A 26413-nucleotide genomic window follows, 5' to 3' on the forward strand; every position below is an offset into this window, starting at 1 on the left:
GGTGGGCGTCGGGTCGGCGACAGAGGGGGTGGCTATGGCCGCGGGAATGGCGCCATTGCGCAATCGGGTGTTCCGCAACCTGTTCATCGCCCAGATGGTGTCCAACATCGGCCTGTGGATGCAGACCGTCGGCGCCCAGTGGTTCCTCGTCGACCAGCACGCGGGGCCGACGGTGATCTCGCTCGTCCAGACCGCGAGCCTCCTGCCGACACTGCTGTTGTCACTGCTCGCCGGGGTGCTCGCCGACATGCTGAACCGCAAGTGGCTGCTGGTGGTGATGAGTGCGTACGCGACCGTCATCGCCGGGGTCATGGCCGTCCTGGCGGTCTTCGACCTGCTCGACCCGGGCATGCTGCTGGTCCTGACGTTCTTGCTGGGTGCGGGTTCGGCGTTGTCGGCGCCGGCGTTCCAGGCGGTTAATCCGGAGATCGTGCCGCGTGAGCAGATCGCCGACGCCGCGTCCCTGGGCAGCATGTCGATCAATGTCGCGCGGGCCGTCGGACCCGCCCTGGCCGGCGCGCTGTTCACCGTCGGCGGCGCCGGTGTGGTGTTCGCGATCAACGCGGTCTCCTACCTGGCCGTCGTCATCGCGCTCCTGAGATGGCGGCGGCCTGCCGATACCTCGACGATGGAGCCCGAGCATCTCGGTACGTCGATGGCCGTCGGGCTGCGCTACGTCGCCGCGGCACCCATCGTGCGTCGGATTCTGGTGCGCTCGGCGTTGTTCGCGTTGCCCGCCTCGGCGCTGTGGGCGTTGCTCCCGCTGGTCGTCAGCGACTCCTTCCATCTCGGCTCCACCGGCTACGGTGTGGTCCTCGGTGTCCTCGGCTGTGGTGCGATCCTCGGCGTCCTGGGACTGCCCTGGATGCGTGATCACCTGTCGCCCAACGTGATCCTTGCTTCGTCGGCAGTCGTCTTCGCGGCCGGTACCGCTGCGGCCGCGCTCGGGTCCACGGTGGTGGCGTTGATCGTGTTCGTCCCGACCGGGGTCGCGTGGATCGCCACGCTGTCGACGCTCAACGCCGAGATCCAGTTGACCCTGCCTGCGTGGGTGCGTGCCCGGGGGATGGCCGCCTATCTCCTGGTGTTCATGGGGTCACAGGGAATCGGATCGCTGGTGTGGGGTGCGCTGGGCGGGCTGTTGACGGTGCGATGGGCGTTGCTCATCGCGGCGCTCGCGCTGATCCTGGCGGCGCTGGCCGTGGCGGTGCTACCGATTCACGCCGAGACGGGCACCCTCGATCGGACGCTGTCGACCGCCTGGCCGGAGCCCATGCTGGTTTTCGAGCCGGCCCCCGACGACGGTCCGGTGCGGGTGGTCGCCACCTACCGGGTCGATCCGGAGCACCACGAAGAGTTCGCCGACGCGATGACCGGTGTGGCGCTGTCCCGGCGCCGCACGGGTGCACGAAATTGGCATCTGTATCGCAACGGCGAGGACTCCGACGACTACGTCGAGCAGTTCATCGTCGGCTCGTGGTCGGAGTATCAGCGCCAGCGCACCGAGCGCTGGACCGAATACGACCACCAGCGGGTGTCGGACGCGCTGGCCCTGACCGTCGACGGACGCTCCCATCAGGAGCACCTGTTCATCCTGCGCTGAGTGTGTGGCGGGTACTGGGTCGCGGCCGGCGAGCACAGCCGAATCGGAGGAATCTCGCGTAACGTCGTAGCAGTGAGTGCTGCAGTTCTGGATCGGATCTCCCGAGGTCTGTCGCTTCCCGGCCCGTCCTATCTGCCGGTGCGTGACCTGCCAAGCGGGACCATGGTGGAATTGCCCGGGCGCGGTAGCACTTTCGTCACCGACTCCGGCCCGGCCGACGCGCCGGCGATCATCCTGCAGCATTCGGTGATGACCACCGGACTGCTGTGCTGGTATCCGGTGATCCCCGAACTCAATCAACGCTATCGGGTCATCACCCTCGATCACCGCTGGCATGGCCGCGGCATCCGATCGGGCGCCTTCGACCTGCTCGACTGCGCCGACGACGTCGCCGCGCTCGCCGACGTTCTCGGGATCGGTCGGTTCGTGACCGCGGGCTTCTCGATGGGCGGTGGCATCTCGCAACTCGTGTGGCGTCGCCATCACGATCGGGTCGCGGGGTTGGTCCTGTGCTCGACCGGGCCGTACTTCAGCACCCGTGATCCGCACCTGCGGGAGCAGGCCAACAAGACCGGCCGACTGCTCAAACCCGTCTATCGCATCATCCCCCGGCCGTCGGACGCGACGTTGGACAAGCCCACCTCGCACACCGCCCTGTGGGGTATGCGTCAGTTCCTCTCGACTCCGTTGTCGCACACCGGCGACTTCGGGGAAGGGTTGGGGCGCTTCGACTCTCGTGAGTGGCTTGCCGAGATCGACGTGCCGACGTCGGTGGTGGTCTCGGTCCGGGACAAGGTCGTCGAACCCGAACGCCAGCAGCTGCTCGTCGACGGTATCCCGGGAGCCCGACGTTTCGACGTCGACGGCGGGCACGCGTGCTGTGTGCTCGGCGCGGACAAGTTCGTGCCGGAGTTCCTCGACGCTGTCGACGCGGTGGTTCGTGCGGGGGACCCGGACTCCCCGCGCATCGTCGTGCCCTGACGTTGCGCCTTCTCGCACGCAGCGCGGTGGGGTTGAGAGGCTGTCATTGCACAGATGTGCTGTGGCGGTTCACGCGGTGACGGTGTGAACAGGGCCACGCCCCAATCGGATAGGTGATCTCGCCGTCGCGGGTCTTCCGTTCTGCGCCAATCTGAGAGAACATGTGTACACCGAAATCCGTCGAGAACTGCAGGCGGTCCGTACATTTCCCTGTGGAGGCCGATCATGATCGCACTCGTCGTAGTCCTGCTCGCGCTGGTTGCCCTCGGCATGCTGTGCAACCGGCCCGGCCTGAATTTCTATGCCCGAGAACTGGGTTCGTCGGGGCGCTACCGCGAGCGCTGACGCCCGCCCATCACGTGTGGCGAGATCGAGTCACCCGGCGCATCACGTATCCGGCAGTACGACAACGGGACCGATACCGCACACGGGGTTTGCGGTATCGGTCCCGGTCTACGCTGACCCGTCGATCGATCGGGTCAGCGTGATCCCTGTGAGAAGGGGGTTCAGGCGCCCTGGCCGGCCTCGATCTCCAGGGTGATGGTGACCTTGTCGCCGATGACGACGCCGCCACCCTCGAGCGGCATCTCGATATCGATGCCGAAGTCCTTGCGGTTCAGCACGGTGGTGGCCTCGAAGCCGGCCACCGGGCCGTTACCCATACCCGGGTTGACGCCGTTGAACTCGAGTTTGAGATCGACCGGCTTGGTCACGCCGTGCAGGGTGAAATCGCCGGTGAGCACGTAGTCGTCACCGTCGGGGCGCACCGCGGTCGAGGTGAAGGTTGCCTTCGGGTAGGTCTCGGCGTCGAAGAAGTCGGCGGACTTGATGTGGCCGTCGCGCTGCTCGTTGCCGGTGGTGATCGAGGTGACGTCGATCTCGGCCTGCACCGACGGCGTTCCGTCCTCGGCGACGGTGATGGTGCCGCTGAAGGTGTCGAACTTGCCGCGAACCTTGCTCACCATGAGGTGCTTGACGGAGAAGCCGACGGTCGAGTGGACGGGATCGATGGTCCAGGTGCCTGCGGCGATCGGCGCGGTGACGGTGGGGGTGCTCATGGGATGCTCCTTGTTCCGGGGTGTCCGGGGGTCGATGACTGTCGTATCGATGACCGGTGAGGTCGCTGGGTCGTTCCGGCCCATTACCGAGCATAACCGGACCACGGTCCGATTTCATTCCCGAATGCCGAAATTTTTTCGTGCGCTTCTATGACCAGGCGAAAACCGGCTGCTCGTACTCGTCGACACGGGTGTCACGGCCACGCAGCGCGACCTCGGCGAACTGATAGAGCACCGCGGCGGTCGGCGCGTGCACCAGCGCCGTCCGTCCACTCGGTGAGTGGTCGTCGGGATCGCGGTGCAGTCCAGGAATCGGCATCTGGATGACCGGTCGCGTCGACTCCGGAATGGTGATGAACCGGGGTGTGACGAGGAGGTCGTCGAGCGGGATGAAGTACCACACCGAGACCTCGTCGGGGTTGGGTGATGGTTCGGGGGCGTGCGGCGCCCAGCACACGACGGGAGTGATCACATACCCGGACCTGGTCGGATAGTCGTCGAGTATGCCGACGACGTCGTCGGGGGACAGGGCCACCCCCATCTCCTCGTGCAGCTCACGCAGCGCTGCGGTGGTCTGATCCTCGCCGGGATCGAGCCGGCCGCCGGGTAATGCGAACTGGGCGGCGTGGCGGCGCATACTCATCGGTCGGCGCAGGAGCCAGATGCCCTGCTCGCGCTCGTTGGTGTCGGCGTCGTCGGTGTTGCTGCTGTCGCGGTCGACGACGACGATCGCCACGGCCGCGGCCTTGCCCGGCGTGGTGGCGGCTCGCCGGTCGAAGGCCGACAGCCGGTTGTTCAGGACCTCACGCTCGACCCACGTCACCTTCTCAGTTGACCACGTGCGCGGATCGGTGCCGACAAGTGGCGCCGCGCGAGAGGTCAATACAGCGTGGGGATTCGCCGGAGCGGCAGGTCGGGTCCCTCGTCACCGGTCGCCTTCCGCTTGGGCAGTTCCACGACGGGGCGGTCGATCGGGGTGTAGGGAACCTGGTCGAGGATATGGCGGATGACGTTGAGGCGCCCGCGTTTCTTGTCGTCGGTATTCGCGACGTACCACGGTGCCCAGCCGGTGTCGGTGAAGCGGAACATGTCGTCGCGCGCACGGGTGTAGTCGTCCCAGCGCGTGTACGACTTGAGGTCCATCGGCGACAGCTTCCAGTACTTGCGTGGATCGTCGATACGGCTCTGGAGTCGCAGTGTCTGCTGACCCTCGCTGACCTCGAGCCAGTACTTGAGCAGGATGACCCCGGAGGCGACGATCGACCGCTCGTACTCGGGGGCCTCGGTGAGGAACTGCTTGGTCTGCTCCTCGGTGCAGAAGCCCATGACCCGCTCGACCCCGGCGCGGTTGTACCAGCTGCGATCGAAGATGACGACCTCGCCCGCGGCGGGTAGGTGCGGGACGTAGCGCTGGATGTACATCTGCGATTTCTCGCGCTCGGTGGGTGCTGGCAGCGCGACGACCCGGAAGACCCGGGGGCTGACCCGCTCGGTGATCGACTTGATCACGCCACCCTTGCCTGCGGTGTCACGGCCCTCGAAGACGATGCACACCTTGGCTCCGGTGGTGCGCACCCATTCCTGCATGGCCACGAGTTCGGCGTGTAGGGGTTTGACGAGCTTGCGGAATTCCTTGTTCTTCATGGGCTCGGTCGTCGTGGGCTCGTCATGACCATCGGGGTTCGAGGAGTGTTGCTTGTGCTTCTTCTTGCCCATGTTCGGCCTCCTCGACGGCGCCCGCCCGGAGGGCACTGATCTGCCCAGACTAGGTGACTGCGGTGTCCGTTTGGCCTTTACGAGTCGATTAACGATTCGTCGCGGGTGCATACTCGCGGGTTGTGGCCGATGCCCTCGCTCCCTTGACGCTGCACACGGTGGTGTCGTTGTGGCGAGTCGATATGCCCACATCTGTTGTGGTGGTGTTGATCGCGGTGGCCTATGTCGTGGCCGTGCGCAGGTCGACGGTGCTGTGGAGCCGGGCGGTTCCGTTTCTTCTCGGCGTGGCGGTGTGGCTGATCAGCGCGTGCGGGTTTGTCGGCGTGTACTCCGACACCCTGTTCTGGGTGCGAGCGCTGCAGATTGTGCTGGTGCTGATGGTGGTGCCGTTCTGCCTCGCGCTCGGGATGCCGGTGACGGTTGCCCGCGAGTCGTGTTCTGCGGCACGCAGAGTGATCGATCGTTGCCTCCGAACGCGGGCGGCGCGGGTGATCGCGTCACCGGCGGTGACCTCGGCCGGCGTCATCGTGACGCCGTGGCTGATCTATCTCACCGGGTGGTATCCGGCGATGTTGCGATCCGACGCCGTCGACACCGGGACCCGACTGTTGCTCGTGCTCTGCGGCCTCGGATACTTCTACGCGCGGCTGCAGATCGACCCGGTGCCTCGGCGCTATCCGCAATCCCTGTCATTACTCGTCACCCTTGGCGAGACACTCGGCGACGGCATCCTGGGCGTGGTGATGTGGCAGGGTGGACTCCTCGCGGCCTCGTATTACGAAGCGCTGCACCGCACGTGGGGGCCGTCGCTGCGGACCGATCAAACCATCGGCGCCGGCGTGTTCTGGGTGCTCGGCGACGTCATCGGTCTGCCGTTCCTCCTCGTGCTCTTCGACCGATTCCGTACCGACGAGGGTCGGCGGGCAGAGATCGCCGACGCCGAACTCGATGCGGCCGCACGCGAGTCGACCCGATCGACGGCAGCGGAGACCGAGTCCGACCAACCGTCGGGACTCTGGTGGGAGAACAACCCGGAGTTACGCGAGCGCTTCCGCTGAGCCGGTGGGAGTGTCGGCCGTCGGGGGGGTCTCGAGACCTCGACCATCGGGAGGGTGAACCACCCCGGGTTGAGGCGCTCCTTGATCGGGAGGAGGCCTCCCTTGATCGGTGGTCGAGGTGTCGAGGAGCGTTAGCGACGAGCCTCGAGACGGTGAGAATATGGGTAGGGCTTGTCCGGGTGTTCTGACTTACCTCGAGACGGTGACACGGGTGATCAACCGTTCGGTGGATTGAGCAACCGACACCAGGTCATCGTTGGACAGGCCGGTCAGATCATCCGATGCCAACTCGTCCATCAGTGTGTGGGCGAGGGCGATTTTCTGAGCGGTCGACAACCCGGACACATCCGGTAACGCGTCAGCGGGGAGTGCGGTATCGACCACAATTTCTCACCCCCCCGGCGATAGCGCACATGTGTTTGTGTGCTGTTGTGTTCGAGTGTATGCCGGGTTTGTCGGGTTGGCAAGGGGTTGTCGAAAGTTTTTTCGGGTGGGTTTGGTGGTGGGTTCCAGCGTCGGTTTGGCAGGGTCTCGAGGCTCGGCGCTTGGGGCGCCTCGCACCTCGACCATCGATGGGGAAGCACCTCGACCACCGATGGGGAAGCATCACTCAGACGTCAGCACGGCGACGATCGGTGTGGCGCGGTGACCGGAATCGTCAGATTCCATTTCTGGAGTGCGGGCTCGACGTAGGCGATCGTGTTGTCGCGGTCGGTGGGGCCGTCGTGCAGGATGCCCACCGCGCACACGCTCTGGTCGGGGTTCACGACGAACACCGCTGAACCCGAGTCGCCGACGACGGCATACCCACCCCAGTGGAGGCTCCGCGTGTTGGCGTCGAGTAGCGGCCCGCACGTCAGGCCCGCGCGTGCGCCGGCCATGCAGACCGGTGTTCCCGGAGGCAGTGTGGCCGCTTCCCGGGGTGTCATGACGCCGGCGATCGGGTGACCGTCGATGGTGGTGACCCATTGTGCTGCAGTCGCAGTCGGCGGTAGGAATGCGGCCGCGGCATCAAGCATGGTGCCGTCGGCCAGGGCGTCGTCCTCGTGGAGTTCGTAGGGGCTGAGGGGCAGGCGGCCCGTTTCGGACGAGTTGGTGTACAGCCACGTGGGTTGACCCAGGCCGCTTACGCAGTGCCCGGCCGTCAGGTCGCCGCGGCTGCCCGTCGACGAGGTGACCGGCCAGCCGAGGGTGCATTGCGACGCCGGGCCGGATGCCGTCGCGTCGACGATCGTGACTCCCGGCCGATACGTGTGGTCGGTCGTCGGGGTGAAGGGGACGGGATGCCCGCCGCTGCTGTTGGGCAATGTGACGAACCGGGTGGTCACCGGCGTCGGATCGGTCGTGGCTACGGCCCCACCGCATGCGGCGATGAACAAGAAGGGCAGCAACGCCGCCGGAATCGCCCACCGCAGCCGGGTCATACGCGGCAGGGTAGCGAGTAAGGCTGTGGTCTTCCTGCCGACCACGATCGAATGCGATGGAAACCTCAGTGAAAAGTGGCTTCGGCACAACGTGATTCGCTGTGGAGGACACTGTCGACACGTCGGACACGCGGAGATCGCAAGTATCCTCACCCGTATGTCGGGTTCGCCCCGGATTGACGCGCTTCGATTCCAGCCGGTGACACCCGAAAACAAAGAAAACCACCTGCTACCAGGTGGTTTTTCTATGTGGCCAGGGCCGGGATCGAACCGGCGACCTTCCGCTTTTCAGGCGGACGCTCGTACCAACTGAGCTACCTGGCCGGAAGGTTCGGTACGAACACCGAGACCTTTGGCGACCCTGACGGGACTCGAACCCGCGACCTCCGCCGTGACAGGGCGGCGCGCTAACCAACTGCGCCACAGGGCCTTGTTCAGTTATCTGTTCGCCGAGGCGAACAGCGTACCCCCTACGGGATTCGAACCCGCGCTACCGCCTTGAAAGGGCGGCGTCCTAGGCCGCTAGACGAAGGGGGCCGGTTTCCGTTCGGGAGGGCTCCGTTGGGAGCCGACTCAGATTAGGACACCGCGCGCGGAAAACACAAATCGCCACGTCAGGGGCATTTTCTGGACGTCGACACGCGAAGCGGACACCGCCTGTCCGCGACCCGTTCGACGCGAGGTAAACTCGCTTCCGCCCTCGGCGCCGAGGGTAACGCCCCTATAGCTCAGTTGGTAGAGCTACGGACTTTTAATCCGCAGGTCGTAGGTTCGAGCCCTACTGGGGGCACCGCAAACCGCCTGGTCACGGGCGGTTTTGTTGTCTCCGGAGCGGGTTGACATCGCTTGCGGTGATCGCCGCGGTCAGTGTCCACAACCGCTCGGCAGCAACGGGATCAACGGCATAGGGCTGGACCCCTCCGTCGTCCATCTTGCCGTCGGGTTCGGCGGGTGAAGCAACCGTGCAATCCTCGAGATACAGTCCGCCGAGATCGTCGAGCGCGGCGGAGGTAGCCGCCCACAATCCGGTGGCGGCTCCCTGGGAGGGTGTCTTGAAGCCGTGGCCCACGACGTTGCCGGACGCGTCGATCCAGCCCAGTTCCGTTTGCTCGGCAGAGGACAGCTCGCGCTGTAGGCCAGTGATGATCTTGCCCGGGTGCACGGCGAAGGCGCGGACGCCGTCGCCGTGACCGATTTCGTCGAGCCCAACAGCGAAAAGCGCGTTGGCTGTCTTGGATTGGCCGTACGAGATCCACTTGTCGTAGCCGGCGCGCAGATGTAGGTCGTGCCAACGGATGTCGGACAAATGGTGACCTGCCGACGAGTAGACGATCACCCGTGCCCCACTCCTGGCGAGTAGTGGGTAGAGGCGGGCCAGCGTCATGAAGTGTCCGAAGTGGTTGACCGCCAACTGATAGTCCCACCCCGGTCCAACTGGCCGAGGCGGCGTCGCCATCACGCCCGCACAGGCGACGACGAGGTCGATCGAGTCCAGTTCGGCGAGAAGGTGATCTGCCGCTTGGGAAACCCGGTGCGGATCTCCGAGGTCGACGTCGTCGAGAACTGTGACGCGTGGGAGGTGGTCGAGCATCGAGCGTGCGATTCGTCCCCGTCGCGCCGGGACGATGACGTGGGCGCCCGCAGCGACCAGTGCGTTGGTGGTTTCCAAACCGAGTCCGGAGTAGCCGCCGGTGACGAGTGCGGTTCGTCCGTGCAGATCGATGCCGTTCATCACCTCCGATGTGGTGCTCGCGGTATCGAATTCGGTCGAGAGTGGGTACTGGTGGACGATGCTCATGACCCGAACCTAGAAGCTAGAGTTCTGTCTAGGTCAAGGGCTGGAGGCGCGATGGTCGACGATACGGAGGCGTCATATTCGATCGGCGAGGTTGCCGACGCGGTCGGCATGAGCGTCCACGCACTGCGGTTCTACGAGCGCGAGGATCTGCTCATCGGTCCGATCGAGCGAACATCCGGTGGACGGCGCCGCTACCGCGAGGTCGACATCGACTGGCTACGCATCTGCACCCGCCTGCGTGAGTCCGGCATGCCCCTGGCGGATCTCCGGCGCTTCGCCGCGCTCGTGCGCGAAGGTTCGGGCAACGAAGCCGAACGGCTGGAGATTCTCGAGGGACAGCGACGCCGGGTCGACCGGCAGATCCGCGCCCTACGGGATGCCCGCGACATCATCGACTGGAAGGCCGACGTGTACCGGGAGCACCTGCGCACCGGAGACGCAGTCGGTCTCTGGGACCCCACCACGTGAGTTCCTGCGCCCGAGAAGAGTTCGTTGAGACGAATACGAATGTGCGTCTCATCACGTTCCGCACTTCCGGGCATGGGCAAAGCCGACAACAAATCGCCCTGAACTGGTCATTTGCAGTGAATCGGCAATCCGACCGCGATTGCATCTCAGATTACTCTCAGGTAAGTTCGCGCCACCGCTTTGGCGGCGGGTCACACCCGCGGCGATGCGGGGGATTCGGTGAGCGAGAAGGGGTGGGCCCGCATGCGGTCACGTGCCGGGGTGTCGAGAAGTGGCAGTAGGGGTCGAGCGGGCGTCATCGTCGGTCTCGTGGTCCTCGTGCTCGTGGCGTGGGTCCAGCTGCCGGGCGCTGCCGCGGCGGACGAGCCGCCGACGTACTCGGGTGCGGTGCCGCTGACCCCGCCGGGACTCGGGACGATCTTCGGTGGCTCTGTGCTCGGCACCTTCCGCGACGGACGCCTCGCGACCGGGCAAGAAGACTTCGAAGGTCTGGCCGCCAACGATCCCTTCTACGTCGAGCCGTCGATCTCGCAGGACATGAAACCCGGAACCCTGTTGAAGGCCAAGCGTTTCGACGTGTTGTTCGCCGGGGTCACACCCGCGCACGTGGCCGCCTACAAGATCATGTACGTCACCGAGAACGTTCGCGGGCGCAAGGTGATCTCGACCGGCGTCGTCATGATCCCCGAGGACGGCAAGCCCAACGGTTCGCGTTCGGTGGTCGCCTACCAGGAGGCCAACGATTCGGTCGGTGCGAAATGCCATCCGTCGACCCAGTGGAGCGGTGGCGCGCTCGGCGAGGCGTCGGCGTGGTCGGCGCTCGGGCCGCTGGCACTGATGTTCCAGCGCGGACTCGCCGTGGTGATCTCCGACATCGGCAACGACGCCGATCCGTCACCGCACGGCGTCTTCGCCGGAAAGTTCGCAGGCCACGCGCTGCTCGACGGTGTCCGTGCGGCGTACCGGGTCGGCCCGGCCGCGCTGAATCCGCGAAATCCGGTGGGGATCTTCGGCGTCGCCGGGGGCGGGGTCGGCGCCGGATTCGCCGCCGAGAACGTCGCGCGCTACGCACCCGAGATCAACCTCAAGGCAACGATGCTCGAAGGTATGGCGGTCGACCAGAAGAACTTCATCAGATTCGCCGACGGTCGGCTCGGGACCGGGTTCGTCTTCGCCACGCTACTCGGCCTGGAGGCCCAGTACCCCGAGATGGCGTTGGACAAGAAGCTGAACCCGGCCGGCCGCGCACTCGCCGATGTCTACCGGAAGTCCTGTCAGATGGCGTATTTCGGTATGCCGCCGCTGGTCCCGCTGAAGACCCTGTTCACCAGCGGACAAGCTCCCGCCGACATCCCCGAGTTCGCACATGTCTACCGCGACAACACCCTCGGCCGCGGGGATCGTCCGCGCGGCAAGGTGCTGGTCTCGGCGTGTAACGCCGACAACTCGTTCATGTCCCTGATCCCCGCCGCCGACTCCAAGAACCTGGTGACCCGCTATGCGCGGCAGGGTGCCGACGCCCAGTACTACGGAATGAACTGCGGCATGGACGTTTTCGTCACCAACATCTACAAGTGGGGTACCGAGCTGTTCGGCATGCACACCGTCGACTGGCTGGCCACGGAATTGAACTCATGAACGCCGAACCCATGGCCATTGACCACGTGCACGAGGTCGAACAGACCAACGGGGCCGGATTCCCGCTGCGTCGGCTGATCCTGCTCTTGGCACTGGCCTGCGCGCTGGTCGGTTCCGCGGTGGTGGCCGGACCCGCCCGCGCTGCAGACCTCGACCCGTATCTCGATCTGCCACTGACCAATCGGTACGCCGACCACCATGGCGGCGGCGTCAACCGCGCGTTGCCGACCGATCTCGGCAGGCTCTCCGAGCTGGTCACCGAGGCTCGTGCGGCCGGCATCGATGCCCATCGCTATGCGGCCCTGCTGTTTCAGTACCGTCTGGTGCAGGCGACCACCGAGGCCGGAATCGACTTGGCCGGTTGGGATCCCGCCAAGGGATTCGCGGCCACCCGCGCCGACATGATCAAGTCCTATCGCTACTACGAGAACTTCCAGATCGCCCACCGGAACCTGCAATGGGCCGGTATGGCCGGACTGGTCGGTGCCGACTTCGGCGGCGGTATCGCCGATGTCGTGCTCGCCGGTGACATTTACTCGATCCGCGGACTGCAACCGCTCGCCGCGCGGATCATCGAAGCGGCGACCTCGGTCGCCGGCCCGGGGCTGATCGGTGTGTTCCCCAAGGGGTTACAGACCTTGGCCTACAATGCCGACAAGATCACCCCGGCAGACCTGACCTGGTTCGCCGAGCGGGTACTGGTGATGCAGAAGGCTATTTTCAGCGACCTCATGCCCCAGCACGTCACCTTCGTCCACGACGGACTGGGTGGCATCGACGAGTTCCGCCGGGCCGGGATCATCGACGACGCCGTCGTCGCGGCGTGGCAGGGCATCGCCTCGGGAGATCCCGACCGGGTGGCCGCGGGCAATGCGACGCTGCTCCATCGTGAGCAGTTCGACGTCGTCGGTTGGCAATTCGACGACGTACGGAACTACCGCAAGGCCGATGGCATCGGCGCGGCGCTAACCTATGCGATGACCCTGGTCGGGTCGCCGTCGGTGGCCGGCGTGCCCGCGCTGCGCGACTTCATCCCGTTCGTCTACACCACCAGCCTCGCCAACGGGTCGACGTTGACCATCTCGACGCCGATCGCGAACTGGGACTGGTCGGTGTTCGATCAGCGCTGGCGCTATGTGACCGCCGAGCTGCTGCCGCGCTATCGCGACCTGGTGGACCATCGTTTCGCCGATCTCGTTGCGACGATGCGTGTCCCGTACGACACCCAATTCGAAAGCCACCGGCCGATCTTCAACATCCACAAGATCCTTTCCGATGCGGCGGCGCATACGGTCGTGACCGTCCGCTGAGCCGCGCAGGAGCCGGGCCGATGGCGCCGACCGCGCGGATGTGACCCGCGTCATTGGGTAATCTCTGAGGTGACATCAACTGCAGGGAAGGCCCATGACCTCATCACCGAGTTCCGGGGTGGGAGCGTCATCGGCCGACGGCCGACCCCCATCACGAGACACCGCGACGCGGTGGAGCCGGGCACGGCGCCGCTACGCGCTCCTGGTGTGGGGTGCTGTCGGTGAGCCGGGGGCAAACGAATGGGCGCAACTCGGTACCGCCGGACGCCGGCGGCTGGCGACACGTGCCCTCGCGATTTCCTCGACCGCCATCGTCGGCAGCAACGCGCTGATCGGTTTCGAGACCTTCCTCCTGGTGCAGCTGTCCTACAACGGTGGTCAGCTGACGGTCGACGAGACCCTGCGCGCACCCAACTTTCCCGGCATCGTCACCGCCATCGGGGTGTGCATCGTCGTCAATCTGGTCCTCGGGGTGCTCACGCTGCGCCCGGAATTTCGTTGGTTCATCTCCGGCGATCCCGCCGATCATGCGCGACGTGTTGCGGTGCAAAGGATTCCGGCGTTCCAGGTGCTCAGCACATCGATCGCGTGGGCGGCGTCGGTGCTCAGCTATATCGCGATGTCCGCCGAAACCCTCACCGTCGACACGCTGTTGGGCGTCGCGGTGGCGTTCACTTTGGCCGGGATGTCGAGTGCGTGTCTGACGTATCTGTTCGCCGAACGCGCCTCGCGGCCGTTGATGATGGTCGCGCTCGCCTCCGACCCGACCTCGCGGGTCGTGCATGGGGTGCGGAGCCGGATGTTCGCGGTGTGGGCGGTCAGTTCGGCCGTACCGATGGTCGGTCTGATCATCCTCAACGTCGGTCGCAGAATGCACATGCTGCCACCGGTCATCGCCGACATCGACTGGGCGAGCGTCGTTCTCGCGATCGTCGGACTCGCCGCGGGCGCCCGCATCATCGTCCTCGTCGGGCAGTCCCTCATCGACCCGCTCACCGAGCTGCGGGACGCGGTGGAGAAGGTGCATGCCGGCGACCTCGACGCCCACGTCGACGTCTACGACTCTTCCGAACTCGGGGTGCTGCAGCAGGGATTCAACGAGATGGTCACCGGTCTCGACGAGCGTGAACGCATGCGAGAGCTGTTCGCCCGCCACGTCGGCGACACCGTCGCGCAACTCGCGATCGAGAAGGGGATGGGCCTGCACGGCACCAACGCCGAGGTCGGCGTGCTGCTCGTCGACATCGTCGGCTCCACCACCATCGCGCAGGAACGCCGGCCGCAGGACACCGCGGAACTGCTCAACGAGTTCTTCGAGATCGTGGCGCAGGTCGTCGACGACCACCAGGGATTCGTCAACAAGTTCGAGGGCGATGCCGCACTCGCGGTGTTCGGGGCGCCGGTGGCGATCGACGATCCCGCAGGTGCGGCGCTGGCCGCGGCTCGGGACCTCGCGCGGGGACTGGGCGAGGCCCTCGACATCCGCTGGGGTATCGGGGTGTCGTTCGGTACCGCCTTCGCCGGGAACATCGGTGCCGAACGCCGGTACGAGTACACGGTCATCGGCGACCCGGTCAATGAATGTGCGCGACTGTCGGAGATGGCCAAGACCAGTCGGGTGCCGGTGCTCGGGAGCGGCGCGGCCATCGCCGCCGCCGACGACGAGGCACAACACTGGACGATGCTGGGTAAACGCGTCGTGCGCGGCCGCAGCGAGGCCACCGAGATCTATGGCCCGATCGATCTCGTTCCGGACAGCGCCCCGACGGTGGGCGACGTGATCTCCGGACTGTTGCGCCCGGTGAAATGGCTGGGGTCGGCCGGGCTGATGCGCCTGCGGTAAGCGGCCGACGCCCGCACCGACACCACGTTTCGCCACCTCGCGGCCCGCTCTTCTCCGCCTTTCGACGATCTCGTGGCAGGGTGAGAGGGACGTACACCGCAGCGACAAAGGGGCATTCCATGAGTGGTTGGTCGACGCACGACATCCCGGATCAAACGGGTCGGACCTTCATCGTGACGGGGGCCAACTCCGGACTCGGTGCCGAGACCACCAAGGCCCTCGTGGGTGCCGGCGCGGAGGTCATCATGGCCTGCCGCAACACCGCCAAGGCCGATGCCGTGGCCCGCGGACTCGGCGACCGGGCGCGGGTGGCCGCACTCGACCTCGCCGACCTCGCATCGGTCCGGGCGTTCGCCGACGGGATCACCAGCGTCGACGTCCTCGTCAACAACGCCGGCGTGATGGCGCTGCCGTTGCGGCGCACCGCCGACGGCTTCGAGATGCAGATGGGCACCAACCATTTGGGCCACTTCGCGCTGACCGGACTGCTGCTGCCCAAGATCGGTGACCGCGTGGTGACGTTGTCGTCGGGGTTGCACCAACTCGGCCGTATCGATCCCGCCGACCTCGGCTGGCACAACCGCCGCTACCGCCGGTGGCGGGCCTACGGCGACTCCAAGATGGCCAACCTGATGTTCGGGATGGATCTCGCCGACCGTTTCGACGCCGCGGACGGCGACGGCCGGCTCTCGCTGATCGCCCACCCCGGCTACGCGGCCACCGAACTGCAGGGCCACACCGAGTCGCTCATGGACACGGCGATGAAGATCGGCAACCTGTTTGCGCAGTCGGCCGCCGACGGCGCGCTGCCCACCCTGTATGCCGCGACCGCGTCGGACGTCGTCAACGGCACCTTCTACGGGCCGAGCCACTTCTTCGGTATGCGTGGGGCGCCCGGGGTGTCGGCCTTCAGCGGCCGCGCCAACGACCGAGCGATCCGTGACGGACTGTGGGCGGAGTCGGAGAAGCTCACCGGCGTCGCCTATCCGATCTAGGGCCGGCGAGCCTCACCACACGCCCGGCGGGCGGAATTGCACGCTGATGCGGGCGCCGACGCCGGGGCATTTCGGCACGGCGTGCTCCCAGGTGCGCTGACAACTGCCACCCATCACGAGCAGATCGCCCGAGCCCAGGACGAATCGCAGCGACGGTCCACCGCCCCTGGGGCGCAACGCCAGTGGCCGCGGCGCCCCGAGTGACAGGATCGCCACCATGGTGTCGTGGGTGGCGCCGCGACCGAACCGGTCGCCGTGCCAGGCCACGGAATCGGAACCGTCGCGATACAGGCACAGGCCCGCCGTGGCGAAGCCCTCGGGCAATTCCTCGCGATAGTGCGCGCTCAACTCCGACCGTGCCTGCGCCAGAAGGGGATCGGGCAGGCGATGATGTGCCTGATAGGTGGCGACCAGGCGCGGGACGTCGACGACGCGGTCATACATGCGCCGTCGCTCGGCACGCCAGGCCGCACCGTCGTGCAGGGCGTCGAAGAGGGTGGGGGAGTCGGTGATCCAACCCGGGCGCAGGTCGACCCAGGCGCCGTCGGACAGTTCGCGGCGGGTCACCGAGGTTCCCAGCGCGCCGAGGCTCGGCGCGGTTCCGGCGGTCCCCGTGAGGTCGAAGAGCGAACCCTGCATGCCGACGTTCATGAGCCCACACTAGCGCGTATCGAACGCATGTTCTGGTGTCCTGGAACACAGCATAAGTAGGTGGCGCATCCCGAAAAAGCGGAGTACACAGTATCAAGTGTTAGTCACTCACACTTTTGGGTGACGCGCCGCTGTATCGACGACCCGTCCGCATCGACGTCCAGGGGATTGCCATGGCCTCACTGCTCTTCCGGCTCGGCCGGTTCTCGTTCCGGCACAAATGGTGGGTGATCGCGACCTGGCTGCTCGCCCTCGTCGTCGTGGCCGGCCTGGTCGGCGCACTCAAACCCAAGTTCGCGCAGGATTTCGACCTGCCCGGCACCGACTCGGGTACCGCGACCAGCCAGTTGCAGCAGTACTTCCCGAAGGTCATGGAGCAGCAGTCCCGCGGTTCGGCGACGGTGGTGGTGTACGCCGACAACGGACTCGAGGCGCACGCCGACCAGCTCAACGCGCTGGCCGCCGACCTGCAGAAGCTGCCGGACGTCGCCGACGCCAAGACCGTCGTCAGCCCGCTCGTCGCCGCCAAGGCGCAACCGGCGGTGGCCGCGAAGGTCCTCGGCGACAACGGCCACGTCGGTCTGATCAGCGTCGGGGTCACCACGAACGTCCAGGACCTGTCCGTCGATCAGAAACAGCAACTCCTCGACGTTCTCGCCAAACATCGCGGCGACGGACTGCAGGTCGAGGCCACCGGTTCGCTCGTCCAGGTCATGGAACAGGGCGGCAAGGCCGAGTTGATCGGTTTCGCAGTGGCGTTCGTGGTGATGATCGTCGCGTTCGGCGCGTTGATCGCGGCCTTCATCCCGCTGGTCACCGGCATCGTCGGCGTCGCGCTAACGATGATGCTGGTGACGCTGAGCGCCAAGTTCATGACGATCAACCAGACCGCGACGGGCATCGTCACGATGCTCGGTATCGCGGTGTCGATCGACTACGCACTGTTCATCGTGTCGCGCTATCGCAGCGAGGTGAAACGTGGCGGTAGTCGCGCCGACGCCGCCGGTCGCGCGGTCGGCACCGCCGGAACCGCGGTGGTCTTCGCGGGCCTGACGGTGGTCATCGCGGTGGTGGCGCTGACCGTCGTGGGCATCCCGCTCATCACCCAGATGGGTGCGGGCGCGGCGGTGGCCGTGGTCATCGCGGTGATCGCGGCGCTCACCCTGATCCCGGCATTGCTCGGGGCGGTCGGCCGCTTCGTCTTCACCCCGCGTATCCCCGGCATCCGCCACGCCGAGGAGTCCGAGACCGCCGACACCAACGGCGTTCGCTTCGGTCGGACGGTGGTCAAACGGCCGCTGCCGTTCATCATCGTCGGCCTGGCGATCCTCGTCCTGGCCGCGATCCCGGTCGGCAAGTTGCAACTCGGCATGGACCTGTCGAACTCCGACGAGGCACGGGCATCAGCGTTGCTGCAGAAGGGATTCGGCGAGGGTGTCAACGGCCAGCTGTTGGTGATCGTGCACGACGCCGACGGCAACGTCGCACCGGCCGCCGAGCAGGCCGTCGCACACATCAAGACCTTGTCCGACGTCGCCAACCCGGCGACGCTGATCTGGACCGGCAACGGTACCGGGGCGAATCCGAATGCCGACGCCTCGACCGCACTGATCATGGTGACCCCGGAGAGCGCGCCGTCGGCACAGGCCACCCACGACCTGATGGAGAAGATCCGCGATTGGGGTCCGACCATCACCAAGGGCGGCGTCGAGATGCACGTCGGCGGTCAGACCGCGATCATGTCGGACCTGTCGGCGAAGCTCGACAAGGCACTCATCCCGTATCTGGTGGTCGTGGTCGGACTCGCCTTCCTCATCATGATCGGCGTCTTCCGTTCGATCTGGGTGCCGCTGGTCGGGACGATCGGCTTCATCTTCTCGGTGCTCGCGACCTTCGGTGTGACCGTGGCGATCTTCCAGGAGGGCTACCTCGGGATCATCACCGACACCCGGCCCACCCTGTCGTTCCTGCCGATCTTCCTGATCGGCGTGGTCTTCGGCCTCGCGATGGATTATCAGGTGTTCCTGGTGACCCGAATGCGCGAGGAATACATCCACGGCATGAATGCCAAGGACGCCATCATCGCCGGCTACCGGCACGGAGCGCGCGTGGTGAGTTCGGCCGCGGTCATCATGATCAGCGTCTTCGCCTCGTTCATGCTCGCGCCCGACACCACGTCCAAGATGCTCGGATTCGCCCTGGCCATTGCGGTCTTCTTCGACGCCTTCATCATTCGCATGACGGTCGTGCCCGCGGTGATCGCGTTGCTGGGTGATCGGGCATGGGGACTGCCGCGCTGGCTCGACAAGCTCGTCTTCGATTTCGACATCGAGGGCGGCGCGGTCCGCGACCGCGGACTGTCGGGTGAAAAGGAAACCGTCGTCGCGTCGGCGTCGAGCTGACGGTGCATCCCGCAATGAAGAAAGCTCGATGACCGGCGTGTCGCAGCGTCCGGCCGGGCTGCGCGAACAGAACAAGGTGCGCACCCGGTCGGCCATCCGGGAGGCCGCGATGCGGCTCTTCGCCCGACATGGCTACGCGCAGACCACCGTCGAGCAGATCGCACGCGAGGCAGAGGTCTCCCACACCACCTTCTTCCGGTACTTCGCGTCCAAGGAGCAGGTGGTCATCGGCGACGATCTCGAGGATGCGCGCGCCGCAGCGATGAACGAGATCCCGCCCGGTCTCGGGCATTTCGATCTGTTGCGCACGATGGTCCGCGCGCAGTACCGCATCGCGACCGCCGATCCGTGGGCCTCGAGTGTGGAGCGGATGCGCCTGATCCAGTCCGAGCCGGCCCTGCGGATGGCCCATCAGATCGAGTCCGACGCCGCGATCATCCGTGCCCGCGAGTACTTCGCCGACTATCTCGGTGTGCCGCAGGACGACACGCATCTCCACGTCTTCATCGCGGCGACCGCCGGGGTGATGTTCCACATTGCCGAGCAGGTCGATGACCCGCGTGACGATCGGGTGCTCGTGTCACTGCTCGAGGCCATCGACCTGATGGAGCAGGGGCTGCCGATGTGACGGCCCGGGAGTAAGGAGAAGTCCATGAAACGACTCGAGGGCAAGGTCGCCTTCATCACCGGTGTGGCGCGCGGACAGGGCCGCGCCCACGCCGTGCGCCTGGCCGCTGAGGGCGCACAGATCATCGGCGTGGATCTCGCGGGGCCGCTGCCGGGTGTGCCCTACGATTCCGCGACCCCCGACGACCTCGTCGAGACCGAGCGGCTCGTCGAAGAACAGGGTGGCACAGCCGTTCTCACCCGATGCGATGTGCGTGACGCCGACGGGCTGAGCGCAGCCGTCGCGGCCGGCGTCGAGCGGTTCGGCGGCCTCGACATCGTGGTGGCCAACGCCGGGATCTGTATTCCCCAGACCTACGACGAGATCACCGCCGAGAGCTTCCGCGACACCATCGACATCAACGTGATCGGGGTCTGGAACACGGTCCGGGCCACCGTGGATCCGCTGATCGCGCGTGGTGGCGGATCGGTGATCATCACCAGCTCGTATGCGGGGAAGAAGGTGCAGCCCTTCATGATCCACTACACCACCAGCAAGCACGCCCTGGTCGGGATGACCCGTGGCCTGGCCGCCGAACTCGGTGCGCACAACATCCGCGTGAACTCCGTGCACCCCGGTGCGGTGAACACCCCGATGGGGTCGGGCAGCATGCGCGAACGCATCGAACAGACCAACGAGGCCAACCCTAGGCTCGCCGGGATGGGCATGGTGTTTCTCAACCAGTACGTCGCCGAGGCCGACGAGATCGCCAACGTGGTCGCCTTCCTCGCCTCCGACGAGTCGGCGTTCATCACCGCCGAGCACATCTCGATCGACGGTGGGGCGCAGCACTACTGAGTGGCGAATTCGCTGCGCGCGTGCACCCGCAACGTGGTGGCGGCCGCGTCGAGGGTCGCCTGCGCGGCGTCGGGGTCGATCCGGCTCAACGACAACGCGGCGATGTCGGCGGCGACGGTGAGCCGGGTCAGCCGTCGGCGCACCCTCGCGTCGGTCCGGGGGAGCAGGGCATCGACCCCGCGGCCGATCGCGTCGGTGAGCTCGCGGTGATAACCGGCGATCACCTCGTGCACGGCGGTGTCCGAGCCGATCGGTGCTGCGGCGCTGACCAGTAGTAGACAGCCTTGGGGTGCATCGGGATTCGACGCCAACGTGCCGATCGCGGCGCTCAGTCCGGTGAGAAAGTCCAGGATCGCCTCCGGCACCACCGGGTCGGTGGTGAGCGGTCGGAGGCGAGGCCGGACCACGGTGTCGAGGTAGTCCTCGACGGCGGCGTCGAAGAGGCCCCGCATGTTGCCGTGGGCGTGGTAGATGCTCGATCGGCCCACGCCGGTGGCCTGCTCGACGTCGGCGACCGAGACGGCGTCGAAGCCACGCTGCCAGAACAGATCGCGTGCCTGGCCGATCAGCTGCTGGGGGTCGTATCCGGCGGCGCGTCCCATGTGAACTCCCAGGGGTGGAGGGTTGACAAATTGTGCAACGATCATTCTAGTATAGTTCTGGAACGAGCAGTGCACAATTTCTGGAGGAGCACCCGATGGCCGTCGCCATGATCGTCGTCGCAGCCCTGGCGGCGGCGTTGCACGTCTACATCTTCGTGCTCGAATCACTTCTCTGGACCCGCCCGCGCACCCGCGCGAGTTTCGGCACCAGCGCGCAGGAGGCGCAGGCCACCCGCGAGATGGCCCTCAACCAGGGGTTCTACAACCTCTTCCTCGCGATCATCACCATCGTCGGCGTGGCCTGCTGGTTCGCCGACCACGCCGTCGGCGCCGCGCTGATCGGCGCCGGCGCCGGCTCGATGCTGGCCGCGGGTCTGGTGCTGCTCGTCTCCTCGCCCGACAAGGCCCGCGCCGCCCTCACCCAACTCGCGTTTCCCCTGATCGCCCTCGTGCTGCTCGGCGTGACACTCGCGCGGTGAGCCTCGTTCGGACTCCACACCCCGACATCCACACCCCTCAAGGAGATTTCGATGACCACCTCGACCAGCACCCAGATCCAACTCGTGAACCGGCCGGTGGGCTGGCCGACCCCGGACGACTTCCACACGGTCGCCGTGGACCTTGCCGACCTCGCGCCGGGCGAGGTCCGCGTCGCCAACGAGTTCGTCTCCGTCGACCCGTACATGCGCGGGCGGATGATCGACACCCGCAGCTACGTCCCGCCATTCGCCCTGGGGGAGACCATGACCGGCGGAGCGGTCGGACGGGTCGTCGCGTCGGCATCCGACGATCTCCCCGTCGGCACCCTCGTGCTGCATCAACTCGGCTGGCGTGACGTCGCCCAGGCGCCCGCCGCCGAATTCACCGCGGTACCCGAACCGCCCGCCGGCACATTGACATCGGTGTACCTCGGCGTCCTCGGCCTCACCGGGATGACGGCCTACGTGGGACTCGCCGCGATCGCCGGGCTGAAAGACGGTGACATCGTCTTCATCTCGGGAGCCGCGGGCGCCGTCGGCAGTGTGGCCGGACAGATCGCACGTCTGCTCGGCGCCGCCTCGGTCATCGGTTCGGCGGGCGGGCCGGCCAAGGTGGATCTGCTCACCTCCCGGTACGGCTTCGACGCCGCCCTCGACTACAAGGGGGCACCGGTGCGAAAGCAGTTGCGGGAGCTGGCAACAGACGGAATCGATGTCTACTTCGACAACGTCGGCGGCGATCATCTCGAAGCCGCGCTCGACGTCTTCAACAACGGCGGCCGCGCCGCGCTGTGTGGGGCCATCTCCTCCTACAACGAGACGCAGGCACAGCCCGGGCCGCGCAACATGAGCAACATCATCACCCGGGGCCTGACCCTGCGCGGCTTCACCCTGCCGTCGTACATGGGCCTCGCCCGCGAGTTCAACGAGAAGATGGCGGCATGGCTGGCCGACGGGAAGATCGTCCACGACGAGACCGTGGTCGACGGCATCGACCACGCGGTGGACGCCTTCCTCGGCATGATGCGCGGGGAGAACGTCGGAAAGATGTTGGTGCGTATCTGATCACAGCCGCCGGAGCCGCTGCGCGGCCTCGGCGATCACCTCGTCACGCTTGGAAAAGGCGAAGCGCACCATGTGCCGCCACGGCTCCTTGTCGTCGGCGAAGACGCTGACCGGCACCGCGGCGACCCCGATTCTCTCCGGGAGCGACCGGCAGAACGCCTCGCCGTCGGTGATCCCGAGTGGGCGCGGGTCGGCGCACACGAAATAGGTTGCCTCGCTGCGGTGCACCCCGAAGCCGGCGTCGGACAGCGCCGCCGACAACAGGTCTCGCTTGGCCTGCAGGGACTGCGCGCTGCCGGCCACCCAGTCCATCTCCGATTCCAGCGCGTGGGCGACCGCGGGCTGGAACGGGCCCGACCCGACGTAGGTCATGAACTGTTTGACCGCGCGGGCCGCGGCGACGAGTTCGGCCGGACCGGACAGCCACCCGACCTTCCATCCGGTGCAGTTGAATGTCTTCGCGGCACTGGAGATCCGCAGGGTCCGCTCACGCATGCCGGGCAACGTCGCCAGCGGGGTGTGCGTGCGGCCGTCGAACACCAGATGCTCGTACACCTCGTCGGTGACCGCGACGACGTCGTGCTCGAGACACAGCCGCGCGATCTCGGCGAGGTCGTCGTCGTGCAGGACGGTGCCGGTCGGATTGTGCGGGGAGTTGACCAGGACCAGCGCGGTCCGCGGGGTGAACGCCGCGGCGAGTGCATCGCGATCGAGGCGAAAACCGTCGCCGTCGGGCCGCAACGGCACGGTCCGCCGTACCCCGCCGGCCATCGCGACGGTCGCGGCGTAGGAGTCGTAGTAGGGCTCCACCATGATGACCTCGGCACCCGGCTCGGTGAGCCCGACGATCGCCCCCGCGATCGCCTCCGTCGCACCGACGGTGATCAGCACCTCCGTGTCGGGGTCGTAGTCGAGACCGTAGTGCGCCCGCTGGTGTTCGGCGACGGCACGGCGCAGCCGCGGTACGCCGATCCCCGGCGGGTACTGATTGTCACCACCGTTGATCGCCGCACAGGCGGCGGCCAGCATCGAGGTCGGACCGTCGGTGTCGGGGAAGCCCTGCCCGAGATTCACCGCGTCGTGGGTGACGGCCAGAGCCGACATCTCGGCGAAGATCGTGGCGGTGAACGGGCGCAGACGAGTGACGGTGGGCATGGTCTCAGGCTGTCACATCGGCTCGGGTGACCGCTCCGGACCGACTTGTTCGGTGATCGTCGCGTTCCATGCCGACGCCAAGGAGGGTGCAAGCGGGTCGGTCGATGCTTGCGGCACCAACAGCCGACCTCCGAGAGGACACCTCCATGAACACCGCATCCGAACACCAACCGGTCATCGAACCGCTCGCCCGGCCCGGCCGGCGTCTGGCCTGGCGTGCCGCCGTCGTCGCCGGCTGTCTCGGCTTCGCGCTGGTCGCCGCGTGCGACGTCAGCCTCGGCTCCGACGCGATCGACGATCCCGACGACGTCGGCGTCGGCGAATGTCTGGCGCTCGGCCCCGACGACGATCCCGGCAAGGTCGCCGCGTCGGCGGCATCATGTGAGGACTCCGACGGTCTCACCTTCTACGTGGCCCGTCAGGTCGCGGCCGGCGCCGAGTGCGACGCCGCCAACACCTCGACGCTGACCTTCGGTGCCGACCGCGAGAGTCTCTGCCTGACACCGAACTTTGCCACCGGCAAGTGCTACCGGATCCCGATCGGCGGTGACCTCGCCGACTACCGCGAGGTCGACTGCGGTGAACCGGCGCAGGACCGGACCGTCGTCGCGCGGGCCGTGCAGCGCGGGGATGAGACGATCACCTGCGCCGACGAGGACACGACCTGGTCGTTCAGTGCTCCGAAGTCCATCGGGTACTGCCTGCGCGAGGTGTGAGTCCGCGGTGGATCCGGCATCGATCGGACGACCACCGAACACCCGACACGGACGTCGTCGGCGTGCCGCAACCGGTAAGGTGACCAGGGCTGACCGCCCGGCGTGAACCGCGTGGAGGGCGCGTATCCGCTTCCGTCGTGCCGAGGAGGGCTGTCGAGGGTGGTCTACCAACCGGGTGACTCGTTCGCCGGCTACACGATCACGAGACTGATCGGTCGTGGCGGGATGGGCGAGGTCTACCTGGCCCGGCACCCCAGCCTGCCGCGCAACGAGGCGGTCAAGATCCTGCCGTCCGATCTCAGCCGTGACCCGATGTTCCGGCAGCGATTCATGCGCGAGGCAGAACTCGCGTCGAGCATCGTGCATCCGAACATCGTGACCATCTACAACTCCGGCGAGTACGAGGGGCATTTGTGGCTCGCCATGGAGTACATCGACGGCGTCGACGGCGGGGAGTTGTTGCGGCGCAGCCCCCGCGGGCTCAACCCGATGCTCGTGTCGGCGATCGCCACCGCCGTGGCGGCCGCTCTCGACGCCGCACATGCGCGCGGGCTGCTGCACCGGGACGTCAAACCCGCCAACATCCTCATTGCCGAGAACGATTCCGCCGGTGCCGGTGACACTTCCACGACACCGCCGCGTGTGCTGCTCGCCGATTTCGGGATCGCCAAATCGACCGGCGACGTCAGCAACCTGACCTCGGCCAACATGTTTCTCGGCACGGTGGCCTATGTGGCACCCGAACAGTTGCTGGGTGCCGAGGTCGACGGACAGGCCGATCAGTATTCGCTGGCGGCCACCCTGTTCCAATTCCTGTGCGGCAGGCCGCCGTTCGAGGGAACGAGTCAGGCCAACGTGATCGCCGCGCACCTGAGCAGCGCCCCACCCGCGGTGTCGTCGTTACGACCGGGCACCTCCGCGGCACTCGACGAGGTCATGCACCGAGCGCTGGCCAAGACGCCGGGGGATCGGTTCGGCTCGTGCGGTGAACTCGCCGAACAACTCGGTCGTGCGTTGCGTGCCTCGCCCACCCGGGTCGGGACCCCGGTACCCGGGCCGACGGAGGTCATCCGGACCGCCCGTCCGACGGTGTCGACACCACCGGTCTACCCGCCGCCGGTGCCCCAACCGCCGGCGTCCCAACAGCCGGTGTCCCAGCCGCCGAAGTCCCCGTATGTGCCGCCGCAGTACTTTCCGCAGTCCGCACCCTCGGGTGCATTCCCGGGCCAACCGAACCAGGCCGGCCAACCGAGTCAGCCCGGCCAGCCGAGTCACCCGGGTTTCACCGGTGGCTATCCGATGCCGCCCGCGCGACGTTCGCGCGGAACCGTGACGATCGTTCTGGTTTCGCTCGTGGCCCTGGTGGCGGTGGTCATCGCCGGGGTGGTGGTGGCCAACCTGCTCTCCGGCTCGTCCTCCGACACGACCGCGCGATCGTCGGGCAGCGCGTCGACGACCGGTGCCGCGCCCGGGGCGACGACGCCCTACACCCGGCCGCCGGTGACCGAGGCGCCCACCACGGTCACCAGTGCGAGTCAGATCACCGTGGGCAACTGCGTGCAGATCGGCCGGGATCGTGACGCGCAGGGCAATGTGGCGACGTCGAAGGTCGACTGCGCCACTGCGGCGATGACGTTCTACGCGGCCGGTTTCATCGCCGATTCCGCCGACTGTCCCAACGACCACAACGCCAGTCTGACCTTCGGTGATTCCGGCGACAAGCTCTGTCTCACACCGAATTTCGTGCCCCAGGAGTGCTATCAGATCCCGAGTTCGGGCGGCTCGCTGTCGGACTATCACGAGCTGGCGTGCGGGTCGGCCGCCGCCGCGGGCACCGTCGCCTTCCGCGTCACCAACCGCTCCACGAGCGCGCTGACCTGCGCGAGCGGCGAGGTGCGGTGGACCTTCGAGCAACCCCAGTCGCTGGGCTACTGCCTGGCGCAGGTGTAGCGGCGTCAGCCCACAGATTCCTCGCCCGCGGCGTCA

General features: G+C 66.8%; 23 protein-coding genes, 4 tRNA genes and 1 pseudogene. 16 read left to right on the forward strand and 12 right to left on the reverse strand.

Annotated features, from left to right (window positions below; translation table 11 throughout):
* The first annotated feature begins 34 nt into the window (after positions 1 to 34).
* The gene (locus tag QNM97_RS02800) at positions 35 to 1603 is read left to right on the forward strand and encodes an MFS transporter (protein WP_283821493.1); all 1569 of its coding nucleotides are present in this window, start codon (positions 35 to 37) and stop codon (positions 1601 to 1603) included.
* A 72-nt stretch (positions 1604 to 1675) separates the two neighbouring features.
* Positions 1676 to 2584: an alpha/beta fold hydrolase gene (locus QNM97_RS02805; protein WP_283821494.1), complete on the forward strand. Its 909-nt coding sequence runs from the start codon at positions 1676 to 1678 to the stop codon at positions 2582 to 2584.
* A 506-nt stretch (positions 2585 to 3090) separates the two neighbouring features.
* On the opposite strand, the gene QNM97_RS02810 is transcribed toward QNM97_RS02805, so the two are convergent.
* The 3 genes from QNM97_RS02810 to ppk2 all read right to left on the reverse strand — a co-directional run bounded on the left by QNM97_RS02810 (position 3091) and on the right by ppk2 (position 5358).
* Complete coding sequence (locus QNM97_RS02810) at positions 3091 to 3642, reverse strand: YceI family protein (protein ID WP_283821495.1); 552 nt, start codon at positions 3640 to 3642, stop codon at positions 3091 to 3093.
* Between the two features lie 148 nt (positions 3643 to 3790).
* The gene (locus QNM97_RS02815; RefSeq protein ID WP_283821496.1) at positions 3791 to 4465 is read right to left on the reverse strand and encodes an NUDIX hydrolase; all 675 of its coding nucleotides are present in this window, start codon (positions 4463 to 4465) and stop codon (positions 3791 to 3793) included.
* A gap of 56 nt (positions 4466 to 4521) precedes the next feature.
* Positions 4522 to 5358 (reverse strand): polyphosphate kinase 2, encoded by an 837-nt coding sequence (ppk2, locus tag QNM97_RS02820; RefSeq protein WP_283821497.1) that lies wholly within the window; start codon positions 5356 to 5358, stop codon positions 4522 to 4524.
* Between the two features lie 182 nt (positions 5359 to 5540).
* Between ppk2 and QNM97_RS02825 the strand changes: the two genes are divergently transcribed.
* The gene (locus tag QNM97_RS02825) at positions 5541 to 6416 is read left to right on the forward strand and encodes a cytochrome c oxidase assembly protein (protein WP_283821498.1); all 876 of its coding nucleotides are present in this window, start codon (positions 5541 to 5543) and stop codon (positions 6414 to 6416) included.
* Between the two features lie 198 nt (positions 6417 to 6614).
* On the opposite strand, the pseudogene QNM97_RS02830 reads toward QNM97_RS02825, so the two are convergent.
* The 5 genes and pseudogenes from QNM97_RS02830 to QNM97_RS02850 all read right to left on the reverse strand — a co-directional run.
* Positions 6615 to 6800 (reverse strand): annotated as a pseudogene (locus tag QNM97_RS02830) (HNH endonuclease); the annotation flags it as partial.
* A 233-nt stretch (positions 6801 to 7033) separates the two neighbouring features.
* Positions 7034 to 7840, reverse strand: coding sequence for a chymotrypsin family serine protease (locus QNM97_RS02835; protein WP_283821500.1), 807 nt, complete (start codon positions 7838 to 7840; stop codon positions 7034 to 7036).
* 250 nt (positions 7841 to 8090) lie between these two features.
* Positions 8091 to 8164: transfer RNA gene (locus QNM97_RS02840), tRNA-Phe, on the reverse strand.
* A gap of 29 nt (positions 8165 to 8193) precedes the next feature.
* Positions 8194 to 8270 (reverse strand) — tRNA-Asp (locus tag QNM97_RS02845).
* A 34-nt stretch (positions 8271 to 8304) separates the two neighbouring features.
* A tRNA-Glu gene (locus QNM97_RS02850) sits at positions 8305 to 8377 on the reverse strand.
* A 180-nt stretch (positions 8378 to 8557) separates the two neighbouring features.
* Between QNM97_RS02850 and QNM97_RS02855 the strand changes: the two genes are divergently transcribed.
* Positions 8558 to 8630 (forward strand) — tRNA-Lys (locus QNM97_RS02855).
* Between the two features lie 15 nt (positions 8631 to 8645).
* Here the strand turns inward: QNM97_RS02855 and QNM97_RS02860 are convergent.
* Complete coding sequence (locus QNM97_RS02860) at positions 8646 to 9638, reverse strand: oxidoreductase (protein ID WP_283821501.1); 993 nt, start codon at positions 9636 to 9638, stop codon at positions 8646 to 8648.
* Positions 9639 to 9689: 51 nt separating this feature from the next.
* On the opposite strand from QNM97_RS02860, the gene QNM97_RS02865 reads away from it, so the two are divergent.
* From QNM97_RS02865 to QNM97_RS02885, 5 genes are all read left to right on the forward strand, one after another.
* Complete coding sequence (locus tag QNM97_RS02865) at positions 9690 to 10106, forward strand: MerR family transcriptional regulator (protein ID WP_283821502.1); 417 nt, start codon at positions 9690 to 9692, stop codon at positions 10104 to 10106.
* 243 nt (positions 10107 to 10349) lie between these two features.
* Positions 10350 to 11744, forward strand: coding sequence for a lipase family protein (locus QNM97_RS02870; protein WP_283821503.1), 1395 nt, complete (start codon positions 10350 to 10352; stop codon positions 11742 to 11744).
* Entirely contained in the window at positions 11741 to 13054 is a 1314-nt protein-coding gene (locus QNM97_RS02875; protein ID WP_283821504.1) for a hypothetical protein, read from the forward strand. The genes QNM97_RS02870 and QNM97_RS02875 overlap by 4 nt, the downstream gene beginning before the upstream one ends.
* A 205-nt stretch (positions 13055 to 13259) precedes the next feature.
* Positions 13260 to 14897, forward strand: a complete 1638-nt coding sequence (locus QNM97_RS02880) for an adenylate/guanylate cyclase domain-containing protein (RefSeq protein WP_283823082.1) — start codon at positions 13260 to 13262, stop codon at positions 14895 to 14897.
* 119 nt (positions 14898 to 15016) lie between these two features.
* Positions 15017 to 15892 (forward strand): oxidoreductase, encoded by an 876-nt coding sequence (locus QNM97_RS02885; RefSeq protein WP_283821505.1) that lies wholly within the window; start codon positions 15017 to 15019, stop codon positions 15890 to 15892.
* Between the two features lie 12 nt (positions 15893 to 15904).
* On the opposite strand, the gene QNM97_RS02890 is transcribed toward QNM97_RS02885, so the two are convergent.
* The gene (locus QNM97_RS02890) at positions 15905 to 16543 is read right to left on the reverse strand and encodes an alpha-ketoglutarate-dependent dioxygenase AlkB (RefSeq protein ID WP_283821506.1); all 639 of its coding nucleotides are present in this window, start codon (positions 16541 to 16543) and stop codon (positions 15905 to 15907) included.
* Between the two features lie 173 nt (positions 16544 to 16716).
* Here QNM97_RS02890 and QNM97_RS02895 point away from each other — a divergent pair, with 173 nt between their 5' ends.
* Genes QNM97_RS02895 through QNM97_RS02905 form a run of 3 tightly spaced genes read left to right on the forward strand, consistent with a single transcriptional unit; the run spans position 16717 to position 20410 of the window.
* Positions 16717 to 18945 carry an MMPL family transporter gene (locus QNM97_RS02895; protein ID WP_283821507.1) on the forward strand — a complete coding sequence of 743 codons (2229 nt, stop codon included), beginning with the start codon at positions 16717 to 16719 and terminating at the stop codon, positions 18943 to 18945.
* Between the two features lie 28 nt (positions 18946 to 18973).
* Positions 18974 to 19573 carry a TetR family transcriptional regulator gene (locus QNM97_RS02900; protein WP_283821508.1) on the forward strand — a complete coding sequence of 200 codons (600 nt, stop codon included), beginning with the start codon at positions 18974 to 18976 and terminating at the stop codon, positions 19571 to 19573.
* Between the two features lie 24 nt (positions 19574 to 19597).
* Positions 19598 to 20410, forward strand: coding sequence for a mycofactocin-coupled SDR family oxidoreductase (locus QNM97_RS02905; protein ID WP_283821509.1), 813 nt, complete (start codon positions 19598 to 19600; stop codon positions 20408 to 20410).
* Here the strand turns inward: QNM97_RS02905 and QNM97_RS02910 are convergent.
* Positions 20404 to 21012, reverse strand: a complete 609-nt coding sequence (locus QNM97_RS02910) for a TetR/AcrR family transcriptional regulator (RefSeq protein WP_283821510.1) — start codon at positions 21010 to 21012, stop codon at positions 20404 to 20406. The two genes, QNM97_RS02905 and QNM97_RS02910, sit on opposite strands and share 7 nt — an antisense overlap.
* A 95-nt stretch (positions 21013 to 21107) precedes the next feature.
* Between QNM97_RS02910 and QNM97_RS02915 the strand changes: the two genes are divergently transcribed.
* Together QNM97_RS02915 and QNM97_RS02920 are read left to right on the forward strand one after the other, a co-directional pair.
* Positions 21108 to 21491, forward strand: a complete 384-nt coding sequence (locus tag QNM97_RS02915; protein ID WP_283821511.1) for a DUF1304 domain-containing protein — start codon at positions 21108 to 21110, stop codon at positions 21489 to 21491.
* Positions 21492 to 21542: 51 nt separating this feature from the next.
* Positions 21543 to 22556, forward strand: a complete 1014-nt coding sequence (locus QNM97_RS02920) for an NADP-dependent oxidoreductase (RefSeq protein WP_283821512.1) — start codon at positions 21543 to 21545, stop codon at positions 22554 to 22556.
* On the opposite strand, the gene QNM97_RS02925 is transcribed toward QNM97_RS02920, so the two are convergent.
* Positions 22557 to 23711, reverse strand: coding sequence for a pyridoxal phosphate-dependent aminotransferase (locus tag QNM97_RS02925; RefSeq protein WP_283821513.1), 1155 nt, complete (start codon positions 23709 to 23711; stop codon positions 22557 to 22559). It lies immediately after the preceding gene.
* 146 nt (positions 23712 to 23857) lie between these two features.
* On the opposite strand from QNM97_RS02925, the gene QNM97_RS02930 reads away from it, so the two are divergent.
* Positions 23858 to 24427 carry a pyridine nucleotide-disulfide oxidoreductase gene (locus QNM97_RS02930; protein WP_283821514.1) on the forward strand — a complete coding sequence of 190 codons (570 nt, stop codon included), beginning with the start codon at positions 23858 to 23860 and terminating at the stop codon, positions 24425 to 24427.
* A 159-nt stretch (positions 24428 to 24586) separates the two neighbouring features.
* Positions 24587 to 26377: a serine/threonine-protein kinase gene (locus QNM97_RS02935; RefSeq protein WP_283821515.1), complete on the forward strand. Its 1791-nt coding sequence runs from the start codon at positions 24587 to 24589 to the stop codon at positions 26375 to 26377.
* Positions 26378 to 26413 lie beyond the last annotated feature (36 nt).

The sequence above is a fragment of the Gordonia sp. L191 genome, assembly GCF_030077625.1.
Lineage (GTDB): Bacteria > Actinomycetota > Actinomycetes > Mycobacteriales > Mycobacteriaceae > Gordonia > Gordonia polyisoprenivorans_A.

Coding starts and splice junctions, on each gene's coding strand:
- QNM97_RS02925 (WP_283821513.1), bottom strand. CDS start 23,711: ATGCCCACCGTCACTCGTCTGCGCCCGTTCACCGCCACGATCTTCGCC.
- QNM97_RS02860 (WP_283821501.1), bottom strand. CDS start 9,638: ATGAGCATCGTCCACCAGTACCCACTCTCGACCGAATTCGATACCGCG.
- ppk2 (WP_283821497.1), bottom strand. CDS start 5,358: ATGGGCAAGAAGAAGCACAAGCAACACTCCTCGAACCCCGATGGTCAT.
- QNM97_RS02905 (WP_283821509.1), top strand. CDS start 19,598: ATGAAACGACTCGAGGGCAAGGTCGCCTTCATCACCGGTGTGGCGCGC.
- QNM97_RS02890 (WP_283821506.1), bottom strand. CDS start 16,543: ATGAACGTCGGCATGCAGGGTTCGCTCTTCGACCTCACGGGGACCGCC.
- QNM97_RS02835 (WP_283821500.1), bottom strand. CDS start 7,840: ATGACCCGGCTGCGGTGGGCGATTCCGGCGGCGTTGCTGCCCTTCTTG.
- QNM97_RS02900 (WP_283821508.1), top strand. CDS start 18,974: ATGACCGGCGTGTCGCAGCGTCCGGCCGGGCTGCGCGAACAGAACAAG.
- QNM97_RS02910 (WP_283821510.1), bottom strand. CDS start 21,012: ATGGGACGCGCCGCCGGATACGACCCCCAGCAGCTGATCGGCCAGGCA.
- QNM97_RS02870 (WP_283821503.1), top strand. CDS start 10,350: ATGCGGTCACGTGCCGGGGTGTCGAGAAGTGGCAGTAGGGGTCGAGCG.
- QNM97_RS02920 (WP_283821512.1), top strand. CDS start 21,543: ATGACCACCTCGACCAGCACCCAGATCCAACTCGTGAACCGGCCGGTG.
- QNM97_RS02800 (WP_283821493.1), top strand. CDS start 35: ATGGCCGCGGGAATGGCGCCATTGCGCAATCGGGTGTTCCGCAACCTG.
- QNM97_RS02930 (WP_283821514.1), top strand. CDS start 23,858: ATGAACACCGCATCCGAACACCAACCGGTCATCGAACCGCTCGCCCGG.
- QNM97_RS02825 (WP_283821498.1), top strand. CDS start 5,541: ATGCCCACATCTGTTGTGGTGGTGTTGATCGCGGTGGCCTATGTCGTG.
- QNM97_RS02895 (WP_283821507.1), top strand. CDS start 16,717: ATGGCCTCACTGCTCTTCCGGCTCGGCCGGTTCTCGTTCCGGCACAAA.
- QNM97_RS02865 (WP_283821502.1), top strand. CDS start 9,690: ATGGTCGACGATACGGAGGCGTCATATTCGATCGGCGAGGTTGCCGAC.
- QNM97_RS02885 (WP_283821505.1), top strand. CDS start 15,017: ATGAGTGGTTGGTCGACGCACGACATCCCGGATCAAACGGGTCGGACC.
- QNM97_RS02810 (WP_283821495.1), bottom strand. CDS start 3,642: ATGAGCACCCCCACCGTCACCGCGCCGATCGCCGCAGGCACCTGGACC.
- QNM97_RS02875 (WP_283821504.1), top strand. CDS start 11,741: ATGAACGCCGAACCCATGGCCATTGACCACGTGCACGAGGTCGAACAG.
- QNM97_RS02915 (WP_283821511.1), top strand. CDS start 21,108: ATGGCCGTCGCCATGATCGTCGTCGCAGCCCTGGCGGCGGCGTTGCAC.